The 15,887-nt window shown below is 67.6% G+C and carries 18 protein-coding genes; all 18 read right to left on the bottom strand.

All coding sequences use genetic code 11. The features are described 5' to 3' along the window. Window positions 1-55: 55 nt before the first annotated feature. The 18 genes from BLIN9172_RS01250 to fmt all read right to left on the bottom strand — a co-directional run bounded on the left by BLIN9172_RS01250 (window position 56) and on the right by fmt (window position 15,861). A complete protein-coding gene (locus BLIN9172_RS01250) occupies window positions 56-1,102 on the bottom strand; it encodes a prolipoprotein diacylglyceryl transferase (RefSeq protein WP_101553494.1) in 1,047 nt (348 codons plus the stop codon). Next, a complete protein-coding gene (trpA, locus tag BLIN9172_RS01245; protein ID WP_101553493.1) occupies window positions 1,099-1,890 on the bottom strand; it encodes a tryptophan synthase subunit alpha in 792 nt (263 codons plus the stop codon). The genes BLIN9172_RS01250 and trpA overlap by 4 nt, the downstream gene beginning before the upstream one ends. After that, window positions 1,887-3,101 carry a tryptophan synthase subunit beta gene (gene trpB, locus BLIN9172_RS01240; protein WP_101553492.1) on the bottom strand — a complete coding sequence of 405 codons (1,215 nt, stop codon included), beginning with the start codon at window positions 3,099-3,101 and terminating at the stop codon, window positions 1,887-1,889. The genes trpA and trpB overlap by 4 nt, the downstream gene beginning before the upstream one ends. Before the next feature lie 126 nt (window positions 3,102-3,227). After that, a complete protein-coding gene (gene trpC / locus BLIN9172_RS01235) occupies window positions 3,228-4,025 on the bottom strand; it encodes an indole-3-glycerol phosphate synthase TrpC (RefSeq protein WP_101553491.1) in 798 nt (265 codons plus the stop codon). Further along, entirely contained in the window at window positions 4,022-4,291 is a 270-nt protein-coding gene (locus tag BLIN9172_RS01230; RefSeq protein ID WP_101553490.1) for an HGxxPAAW family protein, read from the bottom strand. Before BLIN9172_RS01230 ends, trpC begins: the two co-directional genes overlap by 4 nt. A gap of 96 nt (window positions 4,292-4,387) precedes the next feature. Beyond that, window positions 4,388-4,936 carry a Trp biosynthesis-associated membrane protein gene (locus BLIN9172_RS01225; RefSeq protein WP_101553489.1) on the bottom strand — a complete coding sequence of 183 codons (549 nt, stop codon included), beginning with the start codon at window positions 4,934-4,936 and terminating at the stop codon, window positions 4,388-4,390. A gap of 4 nt (window positions 4,937-4,940) precedes the next feature. After that, entirely contained in the window at window positions 4,941-6,494 is a 1,554-nt protein-coding gene (locus BLIN9172_RS01220; protein ID WP_240811958.1) for an anthranilate synthase component I, read from the bottom strand. Then, the gene (gene hisI, locus BLIN9172_RS01215) at window positions 6,484-6,840 is read right to left on the bottom strand and encodes a phosphoribosyl-AMP cyclohydrolase (protein WP_101553487.1); all 357 of its coding nucleotides are present in this window, start codon (window positions 6,838-6,840) and stop codon (window positions 6,484-6,486) included. Before hisI ends, BLIN9172_RS01220 begins: the two co-directional genes overlap by 11 nt. Beyond that, window positions 6,837-7,601: an imidazole glycerol phosphate synthase subunit HisF gene (gene hisF, locus BLIN9172_RS01210; RefSeq protein ID WP_101553486.1), complete on the bottom strand. Its 765-nt coding sequence runs from the start codon at window positions 7,599-7,601 to the stop codon at window positions 6,837-6,839. Before hisF ends, hisI begins: the two co-directional genes overlap by 4 nt. Before the next feature lie 9 nt (window positions 7,602-7,610). After that, a complete protein-coding gene (locus BLIN9172_RS01205) occupies window positions 7,611-9,113 on the bottom strand; it encodes a carboxyl transferase domain-containing protein (protein WP_101553485.1) in 1,503 nt (500 codons plus the stop codon). Between the two features lie 12 nt (window positions 9,114-9,125). After that, complete coding sequence (locus BLIN9172_RS01200) at window positions 9,126-10,331, bottom strand: CaiB/BaiF CoA transferase family protein (RefSeq protein ID WP_101553484.1); 1,206 nt, start codon at window positions 10,329-10,331, stop codon at window positions 9,126-9,128. Window positions 10,332-10,333: 2 nt separating this feature from the next. Further along, window positions 10,334-10,768 carry a PH domain-containing protein gene (locus BLIN9172_RS01195; RefSeq protein WP_240811957.1) on the bottom strand — a complete coding sequence of 145 codons (435 nt, stop codon included), beginning with the start codon at window positions 10,766-10,768 and terminating at the stop codon, window positions 10,334-10,336. Window positions 10,769-10,775: 7 nt separating this feature from the next. Then, window positions 10,776-11,615, bottom strand: a complete 840-nt coding sequence (gene hisG / locus BLIN9172_RS01190; protein ID WP_101553482.1) for an ATP phosphoribosyltransferase — start codon at window positions 11,613-11,615, stop codon at window positions 10,776-10,778. Window positions 11,616-11,668: 53 nt separating this feature from the next. Next, the gene (locus BLIN9172_RS01185; protein WP_101553481.1) at window positions 11,669-11,932 is read right to left on the bottom strand and encodes a phosphoribosyl-ATP diphosphatase; all 264 of its coding nucleotides are present in this window, start codon (window positions 11,930-11,932) and stop codon (window positions 11,669-11,671) included. Window positions 11,933-12,026: 94 nt separating this feature from the next. Further along, the gene (locus BLIN9172_RS01180) at window positions 12,027-12,692 is read right to left on the bottom strand and encodes a nicotinamide mononucleotide transporter family protein (protein ID WP_101553480.1); all 666 of its coding nucleotides are present in this window, start codon (window positions 12,690-12,692) and stop codon (window positions 12,027-12,029) included. Window positions 12,693-12,742: 50 nt separating this feature from the next. Then, on the bottom strand, window positions 12,743-13,405 hold the full coding sequence (gene rpe / locus BLIN9172_RS01175; protein WP_101553479.1) for a ribulose-phosphate 3-epimerase: 663 nt from the start codon (window positions 13,403-13,405) through the stop codon (window positions 12,743-12,745). A 3-nt stretch (window positions 13,406-13,408) separates the two neighbouring features. After that, window positions 13,409-14,923 carry an RsmB/NOP family class I SAM-dependent RNA methyltransferase gene (locus tag BLIN9172_RS01170; RefSeq protein ID WP_101553478.1) on the bottom strand — a complete coding sequence of 505 codons (1,515 nt, stop codon included), beginning with the start codon at window positions 14,921-14,923 and terminating at the stop codon, window positions 13,409-13,411. A gap of 5 nt (window positions 14,924-14,928) precedes the next feature. Continuing rightward, a complete protein-coding gene (gene fmt, locus BLIN9172_RS01165; protein ID WP_101553477.1) occupies window positions 14,929-15,861 on the bottom strand; it encodes a methionyl-tRNA formyltransferase in 933 nt (310 codons plus the stop codon). Between the last annotated feature and the right edge of the window lie 26 nt (window positions 15,862-15,887).

The following is a 15,887-nucleotide window of genomic DNA, read 5'->3' as shown; positions in this document are numbered from 1 at the left end:
CCATGTGCAATTTCAGAAAAAGCAGACAAAGGAACGAACAGCGAACCAATTCGTCTCATTTGTTGGACCTTCGCGGGTTCTCTTCGTGGGAGGCAGGCGCCGAATTTCCGCGCACATCGGGCACGATCGAGATCGCCGAGGTCACGGCTCCGAAGAAACCGAAGCTGTGGCGACCGCTGAGATCGATGTCTGATTCGCGCTCGATCTCCATCTCGTCAGCCTCGGTGTCAGTCGCGGCGACGGGCGCGTCCGCGCTCGCGCGGTCATCGGGGTCGGCCACCCGCGCCACGGACGGCAGCGGAGCTCCGGAGGTCTCGGCCGCCTCGGCGATATTGGGTGCATTGATCCCGAAGGTGTGCTTCCCACGGCGGTGTCGACGCAGCAGGGTGCGAGATCCGTGCGCGTAGACGCCGGTCTCATGGGTGCGGTGGCGCAGACGGGAGACGACGAGCCAGCAGAGACCGATGAGCAGGGCGAGGACGGCCGTCCACACGTTGAACGGCAGTCCCAGGAGGAGCCGTGCATCCTCGGCGGCCGGGCTGCCGACGCGCAGGGCTTCGAGCAGGATGCGGCCGAGGCCGAACAGGCACAGGTAGAGGGCGAAGACCTGGCCGTAGCCGAGCCGGAGGCGCTTGGAGACGATGATGAGCACAATGCAGGCGATGAGGTTCCACACCGATTCGGTGAGGACCGTGACCAGTTCGAGGCGACCGTCGAACCAGTCGCTGAAGGCACCGGCGACGTGGCCGAGGATGAGTCCCGGTGCGACGGAGTCGAGCAGCGGTCGGAACCTGATGCCCTGGAAGCGGGTGAGCACCCACACGGAGACGAAGCCGAGGATGGTCGCTCCCCAGAAGCTGAAGCCCCCGTCCCAGACGGCCAGCGCCCGCAACGGATCGCCGGCGGGGCCGAAATAGGTGTCCGACGCCGCGATCAGATGGCCGAGCCGCCCGCCGATGACGGCGGCAGGAAGACCGACGACCGTGATGGCCCACAGGTCTCCCTTGTGGCCGCCGCGGGAGCGCCATTGGATGCCTGTCATCCACAGTGCGAGTCCGATGCCGAGGACGGTGAAGACGACCCATGCCGGGCTGAAGCTCATGCACACCCTTCTGCGAGCTCGCCGGCGAGTCGACCGACCCCGGCCGCTCCCTCGGAGCCCAGTGCGCGGACGAGGGCGGAACCGACGATGACGCCGTCGGCGTATTCGGCGACCTCGGCCGCTTGGTCGCGGTTCGACACGCCCAGGCCGACGCAGGCGCGTTCAGCACCGGCTTCTTTCAGCCGGGCGACGAGTTCGCGGGCGTGGTTGTCGACTTCCGAGCGGACGCCGGTGACACCCATGGTCGAGGCGGCGTAGACGAAACCGGAGCTGTTCTCGACGATGCGGGCCAGCCGCTCGGGCGTCGATGAGGGTGCGGCGAGGAAGATGCGGTCGAGGCCGTGCTTCTCCGACGCCGTCAACCACGGTCCGGCCTCATCGGGGATGAGGTCGGGGGTGACGATGCCGCCGCCGCCGGCCGAGGCGAGATCGCGGGCGAAGCTGTCGATGCCGTACTGGAGCACGAGGTTCCAGTAGCTCATGACGACGGCGGTGCCGCCGGCGTCGGCAATGGCTTCGATTGCGGTGAAGATGTCCGCGGTGCGCACCCCGTTGGCCAAGGCAGTCTCACCGGCACGCTGGATGACGGGTCCGTCCATTCCGGGATCGGAGTAGGGCATGCCGACCTCGATGATGTCGACGCCGCTGCGGACGAGTTCGACCATGGCCTCGGTCGATCCCGCCACAGTGGGGAAGCCGACCGGCAGGTAGGCGATGAGCGCGGCCTTGCGGCCCGCCTCGGCGACGGCGTCGAGGGTGGTTCCTGTGCGTGGGCCTGCGTGCGTCATACCTGCACCGCTCCTTCGTCGATGTAGTCGAACCATTTCGCGGCGGTCGTCATGTCCTTGTCGCCGCGGCCGGAGAGATTGACCAGCAGGACCGCATCGGGTCCGAGCTCACGGCCGATGCGCATGGCCCCGGCCAGAGCGTGGGCGGATTCGATGGCGGGGATGATGCCTTCGGTGCGGGAAAGAAGCCGCATGGCCTCCATCGCCTCGTCGTCGACGACAGGTTGGTAGGTCACCCGGCCGGTGTCGTGGAGGTGGGAGTGTTCGGGACCGACCGACGGGTAGTCGAGGCCGGCGGAGACCGAATGGGAGGCCAGGGTCTGTCCGTCGGAGTCCTGGAGGATGTAGGTGGCCGAGCCGTGGAGGACGCCCGGGCGCCCCCCGGAGAACCGAGCGGCGTGATGGCCGGTGTCGACTCCTTCGCCGCCGGCTTCGAAGCCGTAGATCTTCACATCGGCATCGGACAGGAATGCGGCGAAGAGTCCCATCGCGTTCGATCCGCCGCCCACGCAGGCGCAGACGGCATCGGGCAGACGGCCGGCCAGCTCCTGGATCTGCTCGCGCGCTTCGATGCCGATGACCTTCTGGAACGAGCGGACCATCGCCGGGAACGGGTGGGGGCCGGCGACCGTGCCGATGACGTAGTGGGTGTCGTCGACGTTGGCCACCCAGTCGCGCAGGGCTTCATTCATCGCGTCCTTGAGCGTGCGCGTGCCGTTGGTCACGGCGTTGACCGTGGCGCCGAGCAGACGCATGCGCGCGACGTTGAGAGCCTGACGCTGGGTGTCCTCCTCACCCATGTAGACCACACAGGACATGTCGAGCAGGGCCGCCGCTGTCGCCGTCGCGACTCCGTGCTGACCGGCTCCGGTCTCGGCGATGAGACGGGTCTTGCCCATCCGCTTCGCCAGCAGCGCCTGAGCCAGTGCGTTGTTGATCTTGTGGCTGCCCGTGTGGTTGAGATCTTCGCGTTTGAGGAACACGCGCGCCCCACCGCAGTGCTCGGCGAAGCGAGTGGCCTCGGTGAGCAGAGAGGGACGGCCGATGTAGTTGCGCTGCAGGGTGAGCAGTTCGTCGGTGAAGGCCGGGTCCACCTGGGACTTGCGCCAGGTCTCTTCGATCTCGTCGAGCGCCGGGATCAGCGCTTCGGCGATGAACCTGCCTCCGAACTCGCCGAAGTACGGTCCTGTCTCCTGGCTCAAATCGGTCATTGCGATCCTTCTCGATCTCCTCGTGGTGTCGTCGAGCGGGGCGGAGGGCCCCGCTGCGCCCGACGACCGGATGGGTACGGTATCGGCCCATCGTCGGCCACTTCAGGCAGCCGACGGGGGGCGGGTTCAGGATGCGGACAGGGAGCGCTGTTCCCGGCCGAGCGCGGTGTACTCGTCGACCGCGGCCTGCGGACGACCGCCGGTGACGAGGGCTTCGCCCACGAGCACGAGGTCGGCGCCGGCATCCGCGTACTTCGTCACCTCGGCGGCACCGGCGACGCCGGACTCCGCGACGAGGGTGCAGCCGGCCGGGGCGAGATCGGCCAGAGGTGCGAACCGGTCGGTGTCGACGCTGAGATCCTTGAGGTTGCGGGTGTTGACGCCGATGAGTTCGGCACCGAGCGCGGCAGCGATCTCCAGTTCTTCGCGGTTGTGGGTCTCGACGAGCGCGGTCATCCCCAGCTCCGTGGCCAGGGCATGGAAGTCGCCCAGCTGGATGGGATCGAGGGCCGCGACGATGAGCAGCACGATATCGGCGCCGTGGGCACGGGCCTCATGGAACTGGTATTCGTCGACCATGAAGTCCTTGCGCAGCACCGGGATGTCCACGGACGCCCGCACGGAGTCGAGGTCGGCGAGGCTGCCGTTGAAGCGGCGGGCCTCGGTGAGCACGCTGATGGCCCGGGCTCCGCCGGCGGCATAGAGGCCCGCGAGAGTGCCCGGGTCGGGAATCCGGGCGAGGTCCCCACGGGAGGGCGATTTCCGCTTGACCTCGGCGATGACGCCGAAGTCGGCGGACAGGTCGAAGGGACGGACCGGTTCGGCCGCTGCGGCCCGAGCCGTGATCGCGCTCAACGGAACCTCTCTCCGGCGTGACTGCAGGTCGTCCCGCACACCGGAGATGATGTCGCCCAGAACCGTCATTTCTTCTTCGGCTTGTTGCCCAGCCCGACGGCACGCAGGATCAGTCCGACGACGACGCCGAGGGCGACGATGCCGATGGCGATGTAGGTGATCGTGGGGTTATGGATCGTGAAGCCCACACAGCCGACGCTCACGCCGATGAGCATGATGATGACTCCGGTCCATCCCGCCACAGAGTTGCCGTGACCGGGATCGGCGATCGCTGCGTAGTCGATCGTGGATTTGTCGAGATCTGCGGCCCCGTTGCGGGCGATGGACTGCGACATGGCGCTCCTTAGTGTGAGTGCGTGACACGCGTGTGGAATCTTTCCTCCATTGTGTCACGCTTCGTCTGCTGACCGGACACCGACCCGGTCACAAGGTCATTTCGAATCCCGCTCGGCATCAGGACCGTTCGGCTCTTCATCGTCGGGGGCGTCCTCGACGTCGTCTCCGCGGGACAGGGCGTCCCAGGTCGCGGCCGAGTCGAATTCCCCGCCGGCGGATTCGGCGGTGCGGGCGTAGCGGTTGGAGTTCGTCCACCCGTCCGAGGCGACGGCGACCCAGATGATGCCGATGGCGCCGATGCCCGCAGCCACTGCCGCGATGATCGCCCAGGAAGTCGCTCCCGGCGCCGAGGCGGCACTCAGGGCCGTGATCCCGTAGCCGATGCCGGCGATCCCGGCCAGACCGAGGACGACGAAGCGTCCGATCCGACCGAGCATTGCGGCGAGCAGACCCGAGACGGCGATGATCGCCACACAGGCGGTGGCCACGGGCGAGGCCTGCGAACTCGCATCCTCGGTGACCTTCGCCACACCGGTGGGTCCGAGTGTGTCGCCGCCGGCGCCGGCCTGCCAGGCGGAGATCGTCAGCGCCCACAGTGCGGCGGCGATGACGAGGACGATGAGGACTCCGCGTGATTTCGTCATGGCCTCACCTCCGGATTCCCTCCGTCGAGTCCAGGGCATCGGCCGCGGCGGCCGCACGCAGCACGGCCGCGGCCTTGTTCTCGGATTCCTGGTATTCGGTCTCCGGCACGGAATCGGCGACGAGCCCACCTCCGGCAAAGACGCTCATCGTGCCGTCCCGGAGCACTCCGGTGCGGATGGCGATGGCCAGATCGAGGTCACCGGTGAAGGACATGTAGCCGACCACTCCCCCGTAGATTCCGCGTCCGACGGGTTCGAGCTCGTCGATGATCTGCAGCGCCCGGGGTTTGGGCGCACCCGAGAGCGTCCCGGCGGGGAAGGTCGCCCGGAGCACGTCGATGGCGGTGGTTCCGGGCTCGAGTTCACCGCGCACGGTCGAGCTGATGTGCATGATGTGGCTGTAGCGGACGATGTCCATGAACTCGCTGACGTCTATGGTTCCGGCCGCGCAGACCTTCGCCAGATCATTGCGGGCGAGGTCAACGAGCATGAGGTGCTCTGCTCGCTCCTTCTCATCGGCCAGGAGCTCCCGTGCCAGGGAGTCATCAGCTTCCGGTGTGGCACCGCGGGGGCGAGAACCGGCGATCGGGTGCGTGACCACCTCTCCGGACCGGACGGTGACGAGCGCTTCCGGTGAGGAGCCGACGATGCTCACCGGCTCCCCTCCGTCGTCGTGGAGGTTGAGCAGGTACATGAATGGGCTCGGGTTCGCATGCCTCAGCATCCGGTACACACTCAGCGCATCGGCATCGCAGGGGGTGTCGAAGCGCTGGCCGACGACGACCTGGAAGATCTCTCCGTCGACGATCTTCTGCTTCGCCGTCTCCACACCGTCGAGGTACACCTGCGGTTCGGTACGGGTGGCCACCTCGGGGTCGGCCTTCCTGGGGCGCAGGATATCGGCTGGGCTGGGCTGCTGGAGGCGCTCACACATCGCGGCGATGCGTTCGACTCCGGAGGCGTAGGCGTCGTCGATGCCGGTATCGGCGCCGTTGACGTTGAACACGTTGGCCACGAGGGTGACCATTCCCGAATAGTGGTCGAAGACGGCGATATCGCCGGGGATCATCAGCTGCACGGTCGGCAGGTGGTGTTCGTTGGGCCGCGGCGGGCCGAGCTTCTCGAAGCGGCGGACGATGTCCCACCCGAAATAGCCGACGAAGCTCGAGACCATGGGCGGCAGCTCCGATTCCGCCTCGGCCACGGCGAGGAGCTCGAGAGTCGCGGTGACCGCGTCGAGGACGTCGCCGTCGGTGGGGATGCCCACCGGCGGGGTGCCGGTCCAGTGGAATCCGTCATCGGTCGAGATGAGGGTGGCCACCGGTGCGGATCCGATGAAGGAGTACCGGGCCCAGGAACCGGCGACGGCGGATTCGAAGAGGAAGCTTCCCGGTCCGCCGTCGGTGAGTTTGCGGTAGAGGCTCAGCGGGGTCTCCGAGTCCGCGAGTACCTGGGTGTGGACCGGTACCAGCCGGTGTTCGGCGCCGAGGGCTCGGAACTGGTCGAGGCTGGGTCGGATCGGCAGGTCGGTCGGGTTCGCCGCTGGGTCAGTCGACACTGATGATCCTTCCGGTGAAGCAGGTCGGGGTGTTCGTATGGCAGGCGGGTCCGGTCTGGTCGACGAGCATGAGCAGGGCGTCGGCATCGCAGTCGAGGGCAAGTGAACGGACATGTTGGACATGGCCGGAGGTCTCGCCCTTCACCCAGTATTCCTGCCGGGACCTGGACCAGTAGGTGGCCCGCTTCGTCTCGAGTGTGCGGGAGACGGCCTCAACGTCCATCCAGGCGAGCATGAGCACGTCGCGGCTCGTGGCCTCTTGGACGATGACGGGGACGAGTCCGTCGTCGTTCAGCCGGATGATCTCCCGCCAGTTCTCCGGGGTGGCATCGATATCGCTGCTCATCGGACCTCGATTCCCTCCTTCCGCAGTGCGTCCTTGACCTCGGCGATGCTCAGAGTGCCGAAGTGGAAGACGCTGGCGGCCAGCAGAGCATCGGCTCCTGCTTCCACCGCCGGGGCGAAGTGTTCGACCTTGCCGGCTCCGCCCGAGGCGATGAGCGGCACGTCGACGGCGGCGCGGGCGGCACGGATGAGCTCGAGATCGAATCCCTCACGGGTGCCGTCGGCGTCGATGGAGTTGAGCAGGATCTCGCCGACCCCGCGGTCGGCGGCTTCCCGGATCCAGTCGATGGCGCAGCGTCCCGTGCCTTCGCGGCCGCCGCGGGTGGTGACCTCGAATCCGGATGCCGTGGTCGTCCCCTGTGTCCGGCGGGCGTCGAGGGAGAGGACGAGGACTTGGTTGCCGAAGTGCCGGGAGATCTCACTGATGAGCTCCGGGTTCGTCACCGCCGAAGTGTTGACCGAGACCTTGTCGGCCCCGTCGCGCAGCAGACGGTCGACGTCGGCGCCGCTGCGGATGCCTCCGCCGACGGTGAGCGGGATGAAGACCTCTTCGGCGCAGGCGCGGACGACGTCGTGGACGGTCTCCCGGTCACCGCTGCTGGCCGTGACGTCGAGGAAGGTGAGTTCGTCGGCTCCGGACTCGCCGTAGCGGCGGGCGAGTTCGACGGGGTCGCCGGCATCCTTGAGGTCGGCGAACTTCACTCCCTTGACGACGCGTCCGCCGTCGACGTCCAGACAGGGGATGACTCTGACAGCTACCACGCAGTCCTCCTAGATTCCCAGGCCCCGATAGCGATCCATCCGGCGGGCCAGGCGTCTGGCCGATGGTTCGCGCATGAGCGAGATGAGTTCGTATTCGAGTGTCTCACCGACCCGGGCGACGAAGTCCAACGGCTCGTCGCTGGCGTCGGGGTGTTCGGCGATGATCCGGTCGACGACTCCGTTGGCCTGCAGCATGGGGGCGTGCACACCTTGGTTCTGAGCCATCTCGGCAGCTTTCTCGGTGGTGCGGTGCACGATCGCCGAGGCGCCTTCGGGCGGCAGCGGCGAGAGCCAGCCGTTCTCGGCGCTGAGCACCCGGTCGGTGGGGATGAGTGCCAGTGCGCCGCCTCCGGAGCCCTCGCCGAGGATGAGCGAGACGGAGGGGGCGTCGAGGTTCGCGAGGTCGGCGAGGCTGCGGGCGATCTCACCGGCGATTCCGCCCTCTTCGGCTTCCTTCGACAGGGCCGCACCGGGGGTGTCGATGACGGTGACGAGCGGCAGGCGCAGTTCCGCTGCCAGACGCATTCCGCGCCTGGCCTCACGCAGGGCCGCCGGTCCCATGGGGGCCCGGGAGTCCTGCCGGAACCGGTCCTGGCCGAGGACGATGCACGGTGCGGAACCGAACTTCGCCAGGGCCAGCAGCAGTCCGGGATCCTTCTCGCCTTCGCCGGTGCCGTTGAGCGGCAGCACGGTGTTCGCGGCGGTCCGCAGCAGGTCACGGACGCCGGGCCTCTCGGGCCGGCGCGAGCTGGTGATCGCGGCCCAGGCATCGGAGTTCGGGTCGACGGTGGCCGGGGCTGTGTCCGGATTCGGCACCTGGCTCGGAACCTCCTGGGCGCCCATGAGCACATCGAGGACGCGGGAGACGGTGCCGGCGATGCGTTCGGGACCGATGACGGCGTCGACGATGCCCATCTTGTGCAGGTTCTCCCCGGTCTGCACGTTCTGAGGGAACGTCTCCCCGTAGATTGCCTCATACACTCGGGGGCCGAGGAATCCGATGAGGGATCCGGGCTCAGCCACGGTGACATGCCCCAGCGATCCCCAGGAGGCGAAGACGCCGCCTGTGGTCGGATGGCGCAGGTAGACGAGGTAGGGCAGTCCGGCCTTGCGGTGGGCGATGACGGCGTTGGTGATCTTCACCATCGACAGGAAGGCGATCGTGCCCTCCTGCATGCGGGTGCCGCCCGAGGCGGGGCCGGCCAGCAGCGGCAGCCCTTCGAGGGTCGCGCGTTCGATCGCGTCGACGAGGCGCTCGGCCGCGGCCACGCCGATCGAGCCGGCGAGGAACCGGAATTCGCCGGCGATCACGGCCACTCGGCGGCCGTCGATGGTGCCTTCGCCGGTGATGATGGATTCGTCGACGCCGGACTTCTGCGCAGCGGCGTCGAGTGCAGCCGCGTAGGCGGCCGAGATCCCGCCGGCGGGTCGGATCGGTGCGGAGTCCCAGGACAGGAAGGAGCCTTCGTCGAGGACGATGTCGACGAGTTCGAAGGCGTTGAGACGCGGCATGAGGTCTCCCCCTCAGTTTCCGTCGGCGAGCCACGCCACGATGGATTCCGCGTCTTCGTCGAGCAGCGGCGGGGCGTCGTGAGCGGTGCGGGTGGTTTCGACCTCACCGGAGGCGTCGGCGTCGAAGAAGCGCAGCGGCGGTCCGGGCAGGTCGATGTCGCCGAGCACCGGGTGGTCGACGGAGACCTTGAGTCCCTGGCTGAGTGCCTGGTCCCACTGGTAGACCTCGGGCAGGGTGCGCACCGTGCCGGACGGGATTCCCGCCTCGGTGAGTCTGTGCAGCAGATCGGCGGCGTCGTAGGCGGAGAAGCGGTCCTCGATGAGTTCGATGAGGGCGGGCCGGTTGGCCACGCGTGAGGCGTTGTCGGCCAAGCCCTCGGTGGCGGGATCGATGTCGAAGGCCGCACAGAACTTCTGCCACAGGTTCTCGTTGCCCACGGAGATCTGCACGGCGCCGTCGCGGCAGGTGAAGAGTCCGTACGGAGACAGCGACGGGTGGTGGTTGCCGCCCGGCTGCGGTTCCTGACCGGCCACGGTGGCACGGGTTCCCTGGAAGGCGTGGACGCCGACCATTCCGGCGATGAGCGAGGTGCGCACGACCTTGCCCTTGCCGGTGCGTTCGCGTTCGAGCAGGGCCGCCAGCACCCCGTACGAGCCGTAGATTCCGGCGAGCAGGTCGGCGATCGGCACACCCACGCGCTGCATGTCATCGGGCCCCGAGCCGGTCAGCGACATCAGTCCGGCTTCGCCCTGGGCGATCTGGTCGTAGCCTGCCCGGGAGGCTTCGGGGCCGTCATGGCCGAATCCGGTGATGGAGAGGATGACCAGGCGGGGGTTGATCTCCATGCAGCGGGCGGTGGAGAAGCCGAGGCGGTCGAGGACACCGGAGCGGAAGTTCTCGATGAGCACATCGGCGCGTGCGATGAGTCCGGTCAGGGTGTCTCTGCCCGTGTCGGATTTGAGGTCGAGGGCGATGGATTCCTTGTTGCGGTTGCACGAGAAGAAGTAGGTGGCCTGAGGGTTGTCCGCAGGCCCGACGAAGGGAGGTCCCCAGGACCGCGAATCATCGCCCTTGCCGGGGTTCTCGACCTTGATCACGCGCGCACCGAGGTCGCCGAACATCATTCCCGCATGAGGGCCTGCGAGGGCTCGGGAAAGGTCGACGACGGTATATCCGGTCAGGGGTCCCGCCGTGGTCTCGGGTGTCTCGTTCGCCATTCCTAGTCCTCCTTGAAGTGGGTGCGTCTCTTGATGAGCATACGCAATCGTGCGACCTCCGCATGGGCGCGGCGACCGTCTGCATGCTGGATCGCCATCACCGCACAGGTGGTGCCGTCGGTAAGATCCAACAGGGGCCACGGGTCATCGCCCTCGGGTGAGAACGTCACACCGAGGATCTGCCCCCAGTCGAGCCGCCGAGTGCGCACCATGTTCTTGACGACCAGGCCCTCCTCGGTGGGCCGAGCCTGGATGTCCGAGATGCGCAGCAGGGCGGCTCCGAAGAGAATGCCCAGCAGGTTCATCCATACCATGTCGAGCACTGTCCACGGTTCCCAGTCCACGACGAACAGCGCCACGGACAGGACCGCGAACCCTGCGGTCACGGCAACGGCACCGACGATGCTGATGATGCGCACCTGCCGAGGCCGGAACACGGCAAGATCAGATTCGGCAGGCGCCAATGTTCGTCACCAGAATCGCACGCGCCCCGACTCCGTAGAGACGGTCCATGACGTTGTTGACTTCCTTCGCTTCGACCATGACGCGCACTGCGACCCACCCGGTCTCCTGCAGCGGTGACACGGTCGGGGATTCGAGCCCCGGGGTCAGCGAGATCGCCTCGGGAACCAGGCGCTGTTCGATGTTGTAGTCGACGAGCACGTACTGGCGGGCGACCATGACCGATTCGAGGCGGCGTTTGAGCACGCTGATGCGGGATTCGGCGCCGGCGCGCTGGATGAGCACGCCTTCGGATTCGAGCAGCGGCTCGCCGAAGGTCTCGAGTCCCGCGGCCCGCAGAGTGGAACCGGTCTCGACGACATCGGCGATGGCGTCGGCGACTCCGAGCTGGATGGAGACCTCGATCGCTCCGTCGAGCTGCACGGTCGTTGCGGCGATGCCGCGCCGCTGCAGGTCGGCATCCACGAGATTCGGGAAGCTCGTGGCGATGCGGGCACCGGCCAGCTGGTCGGGCGAGGTGAAGGAGCCGGTGGTGCCGGCGTAGAAGAAGCGGGACGCGCCGAATCCGAGTCCGAGCACCTCATCGGCTTCGGCCTGCGACTCGAGCAGCAGGTCACGGCCGGTGATTCCGGCGTCGAGGATGCCGGAGCCGACGTAGATGGCGATGTCGCGGGGGCGCAGGTAGAAGAATTCGACTCCGTTGACCTCGTCCTGATGGACGAGTGTCTTGGTTCCGCGTCGAGTGGAGTATCCGGCCTCGCTGAGCATGTCAGAGGCGGCTTCGGACAGTGCGCCCTTGTTGGGCACGGCTACACGCAGCATGGGGTCCCTTTGGAGTTCGATGGCGGCGGGTCGGTCAGGTTCGGGGGAAGGTCTCAGAGGTGGGTGTTGACGTCGTCGAGGGTCAGTCCCTTGGCGAGCATCATCACCTGCACGTGGTAGAGCAGCTGCGAGATCTCCTCGGCGAGCTCGTCCTTGGTCTCGTACTCGGCGGCCATCCACACTTCGGCGGCCTCTTCCACGACCTTCTTGCCGATCGCATGGACTCCGGCGTCGAGTTCGGCCACGGTCTTCGAACCGGTGGGGCGATCGAGGGATTTCTGCTGGAGTTCGGCGTAGAGAGAATCAAAGGTCTTCACCTCTCCAGCCTAATGCATGCCTCTCGACCGCAGCGTTCGGGGTCTCATGTTCCAAAACGCGGCAGTCAGCCGACGGCACTGCGGCCGCCGCCTCTCAGTCCTCGGGTTCGCGGCCGATGTCGGTGGCGGGACGATGCGGCGCCGAGATCGTCTGGCGGGAGCGCTTCGACCAGTCGACGAGTCCGAGGATGACCATGACGAGGAAGAACAGGTACACGGCTCCGGAGAAGACGAGCCCGCCGGAGATCGCCAGCGGAATGCCGACGAGGTCGACGGCGAGCCAGACGAACCAGAATTCGACGACGGCTCGACCCTGGGCATACATGGCCACGATCGAGCCGATGAAGATGTACGCGTCGGGATACGGATTCCAGGACCACCCGCCTGCGGCGAGGACCCAGCCGAAGACTCCGGTGCCGATGACGAGAGCCGCGAGCAGGATCGCCCGTTCCTTCCAGGTCGCCCAGCGGACGAGGACTTCGCCGGCGGCGGCCTTGGACTTCTTCCACTGCGTCCATCCCCAGACCGCGGCGACGATGATGACGACCTGCCGAGAGGCGTTCCCGCCGAGGCCGGCGGACAGGCTCGCGGAGAACAGGAGGATGGAACCGAGGATCTGCACCGGCCAGGACAGGATGTTCCGCCGCAGTGCCAGGACGACCGTGGCCAGCGCGCAGATGTTGCCGAACAGGTCGGAGTACGGCACGGGTTTGCCCAGCAGTTCGAATGCCGGGGTGTTCAACCAGTCGAACAGGTCCATCGCAGGCTCTCTTCAGGTGTGGGCCGCAGGCAGCATCCGGCCCGGATCGGTCAGTGGGTGTGTGCGGCGGCGAGAGTGCGCAGCTCGCTGATGGCCGCTGCGGCATCGTCGGCACCGTAGACGGCGGAGCCGGCGACGAGGACGTCGGCGCCGGCGTCGACGACGCGGTCGATCGTCGCCGCGGAGACTCCCCCGTCGACCTGCAGCCGGATCTCGAGTCCGGCAGCCGAGATCGCTTCGCGAGTCCGGGTGATCTTCGGCAGGCACACATCGAGGAACTTCTGCCCGCCGAATCCGGGTTCGACGGTCATGATGAGGATCTGATCGAACTCGCCGAGGAGGTCGATGTAGGGTTCGATCGGGGTGGCCGGTTTGAGAGCGAGGCTCGCCTTGGCTCCGAGGCGGCGCAGTTCCCGGGCGAGACGGACGGGCGCGGCAGCCGCCTCGGCGTGGAAGGTCACCGAGGCACAGCCGATCTCCGCGTACACGGGAGCGTTGCGATCGGCGTCGGCGATCATGAGGTGGGCGTCGAGTGGGATCGGCGAGATCGCCTGGATGCGTTCGACGACGGGCGGGCCGAAGGTGAGGTTCGGGACGAAATGGTTGTCCATGACGTCGATGTGGGCCATATCGGCGGTGCTGATCTTGTCGAGCTCACCGCGCAGATCGGCGAAGTCCGAGGACAGGATGGAAGGGTTGATGTCGATGGGCATGGGTCATTCCGCCTTTCGCAGGAGGGCCAGGAACATTCCGTCGCTGTTGTGGACGTGGGGCCAGAGCTGAGCGTATCGCCCGCCGGCCCGGCTCACCGAGGCGAACGACTCCGCCTCGGTGCCGGTGATCGCCGACAGCACGGCCGGGGTGTCGAGGATCTCCACGTCAGCGCTTCCCGACTTGGCTCGCAGGCGCAGCACTTCGTCGACGATGAGTACGGTCTCCGCGTAGTGCGGCGAACACGTCGAGTAGGCGACCACTCCCCCGGGAGCGCAGGCGTCGAGGGCAGCGGCGAGCAGCTCTCTCTGGAGTCCGGTCAGCGCCGTGATGTCCTCGGGTCGTCTGCGATAGCGGGCTTCGGGGCGGCGGCGCAGGGCACCGAGACCGGAGCAGGGCACGTCGACGAGGGTCTTCGAGTAGGGACCGCGGGCGTCGCGGCCGTCGCGGAGTGCGGCGCTGACGTTGGTCAGCGCCTTGGTGGAGTCGCGGACGAGGTCGACACGGTGCTCGCTCGAGTCGAAGGCCTCCACCGTCGTCGATTCGCCGGCGGCTCTGGCCGCGAGGACGGCGGCCTTGCCGCCGGGTCCGGCGCACAGGTCGGCCCAGGTTCCGGTGGGTGCGTCGACCTCGGCCAGGGCGAGGGCGACGAGGGCCGATCCTTCGTCCTGGACGCGGGCACGTCCGTCGGCCACGGCTGCCACCTCCCGAGGCACTGCGGTGTCCAAAGCGACGCCGATCGGTGACAGCGGGGTGGGCTCTCCCGGCAGGTCGCTGCGGTCGATGAGCCCGGGCAGGGCGGACACACCGACCTTCGCGGGTGCGTTGTCGGCTGCCAGCAGGGCTTCGAGCTCGGCCGCGTCACGGCCGTGTCCCTTGAGCGCCTGGGTCAGTGCCCGGACGACCCATTCGGGGTGCGAGTGCTCGATCGCCAGTCGGGTGGTCTCGTCAGCCCCGGCGGTGACACGGTCGAGCCACACGTCGGGTTCGGCTTCCGAGATGCGACGAAGCACAGCATTGACGAATCCGGCGGTCTTCGCAGCCGAGCGTTTGACCACGGCCACGGTCTCGGACAGTGCCGCATGGTTGGGCACCCGCATCGACAGCAGCTGATGGGCGCCGAGGCGCATCGCGGCCAGGGGTTCGGGATCGATCTTGTCGATGGCGCGGGAGGAGGCGATTTCGATGACCGCATCGTAGAACTTCTGCCGACGCAGGGCTCCGTAAGTGAGTTCGGTCGTGAAGGCCGCATCCTGGGCACCCATATGCGTGCGGGAGAGTTTGGCCGGCAGCAGCAGGTTCGCATAGGCGTCCTTCGTCGCCACATCGAGGAGGACTTCCCAGGCGATGCGCCGCGGCAGGTTCTTGCCCGTTCGTTCACCCTGCGGTGTTCCGCGTTCCTGACCTGTCCGGTCCCGATCGCCTCTGCCGCGGCCGTGGCCGCCGCGTCGGTCGGTGCCTCGGTGGCCGCCTCGGCCGCGGCTGCCGCCTCGGCGGTCTCTGTCTGCTGACTCAGCCATGGCTCTTATGATTCCTCATCGGTATAGGGGTCGAAGGTCACGTCACCGCGGCCGCGCAGGAAGTCGGCCGCATTCATCCGGGGCTTGCCGAAGGGTTGGATCTCCTCGACACGGACCCAGCCGTCACCGCAGCGCAGCACCGGCCGCTGCTGCCAGGTCGTCAGTTCGCCGACGGGGCCGGAGGCCGTCGCCTCGGGTGCGGGTGTGAGTCCGAAGAGCTTCGTCCTCTTGCCGTCGAGTTCCACCCACGGCCCCGGTGCGGGACTGGTTCCGCGGGCCCGGTCGATGACCTCAGCCGTGGATGCGGACAGGTCGAGGTGGGCGTCGGTGACGGTGATCTTCTCCGCATGGCTGGGCTCACCGGTCTGCGGGGTCATCACGGCGGTGCCGGCGGCGAGATCGTCGAAGGCGGCGACGAGTTCGGGGGCCCCGCGGTGGGCATAGTCGTCGAGGGCCTCGGCGACGTCCGCGTGGTCGAGCGGCAGTTCCAACCGGCGCAGCACCGGCCCGGTGTCCATGCCGGTATCGATGCGGAACACGCTGATTCCGCTGGTGGTCTCGCCGCCTATCATCGCGCGTTGGACGGGGGCGGCTCCGCGGTGGGCCGGCAGCAGGGAGAAGTGGAGGTTGAACCAGCCGAGGCGGGCCGTGTCCAGTGCGGCGGGTCCGGCGATGGCGCCGAAGGCGACGACGGCGACGGCGTCGACATCGAGTTCCCGCAGCTGGGAGATGACGTCGCCGCGCAGACGACCGGCTTCGATGACGGGCAGTCCGAGTTCGAGGGCGCGGGTCTTCACCGGTGACGGGGTGAGGACTCTTTTCCGCCCCACGGGCGCATCGGGTCGGGTGAGCACCGCACGGATCCGATGGTCCGAATCGGCTAAGGCCTCGAGGGCGGGAACTGCGACATCAGGGGTGCCGGCGAAGACGATATCCACACGGGGAATTCTACTTGTTCGACCGT

This window comes from Brevibacterium linens ATCC 9172 (assembly GCF_900169165.1).
In the GTDB taxonomy this organism is placed as follows: domain Bacteria; phylum Actinomycetota; class Actinomycetes; order Actinomycetales; family Brevibacteriaceae; genus Brevibacterium; species Brevibacterium linens.
The sequence above is the reverse complement of the archived record's forward strand: the minus strand, read 5'-3'. Positions and strand labels throughout refer to the sequence as shown.

Excerpts from the sequence above, each read along its gene's own strand:
- BLIN9172_RS01250 (WP_101553494.1), bottom strand. The coding sequence starts at position 1,102 with ATGAGCTTCAGCCCGGCATGGGTCGTCTTCACCGTCCTCGGCATCGGA.
- trpA (WP_101553493.1), bottom strand. The coding sequence starts at position 1,890 with ATGACGCACGCAGGCCCACGCACAGGAACCACCCTCGACGCCGTCGCC.
- trpB (WP_101553492.1), bottom strand. The coding sequence starts at position 3,101 with ATGACCGATTTGAGCCAGGAGACAGGACCGTACTTCGGCGAGTTCGGA.
- trpC (WP_101553491.1), bottom strand. The coding sequence starts at position 4,025 with ATGACGGTTCTGGGCGACATCATCTCCGGTGTGCGGGACGACCTGCAG.
- BLIN9172_RS01230 (WP_101553490.1), bottom strand. The coding sequence starts at position 4,291 with ATGTCGCAGTCCATCGCCCGCAACGGGGCCGCAGATCTCGACAAATCC.
- BLIN9172_RS01225 (WP_101553489.1), bottom strand. The coding sequence starts at position 4,936 with ATGACGAAATCACGCGGAGTCCTCATCGTCCTCGTCATCGCCGCCGCA.
- hisI (WP_101553487.1), bottom strand. The coding sequence starts at position 6,840 with ATGAGCAGCGATATCGATGCCACCCCGGAGAACTGGCGGGAGATCATC.
- BLIN9172_RS01205 (WP_101553485.1), bottom strand. The coding sequence starts at position 9,113 with ATGCCGCGTCTCAACGCCTTCGAACTCGTCGACATCGTCCTCGACGAA.
- BLIN9172_RS01200 (WP_101553484.1), bottom strand. The coding sequence starts at position 10,331 with ATGGCGAACGAGACACCCGAGACCACGGCGGGACCCCTGACCGGATAT.
- hisG (WP_101553482.1), bottom strand. The coding sequence starts at position 11,615 with ATGCTGCGTGTAGCCGTGCCCAACAAGGGCGCACTGTCCGAAGCCGCC.
- BLIN9172_RS01180 (WP_101553480.1), bottom strand. The coding sequence starts at position 12,692 with ATGGACCTGTTCGACTGGTTGAACACCCCGGCATTCGAACTGCTGGGC.
- rpe (WP_101553479.1), bottom strand. The coding sequence starts at position 13,405 with ATGCCCATCGACATCAACCCTTCCATCCTGTCCTCGGACTTCGCCGAT.
- BLIN9172_RS01170 (WP_101553478.1), bottom strand. The coding sequence starts at position 14,923 with ATGGCTGAGTCAGCAGACAGAGACCGCCGAGGCGGCAGCCGCGGCCGA.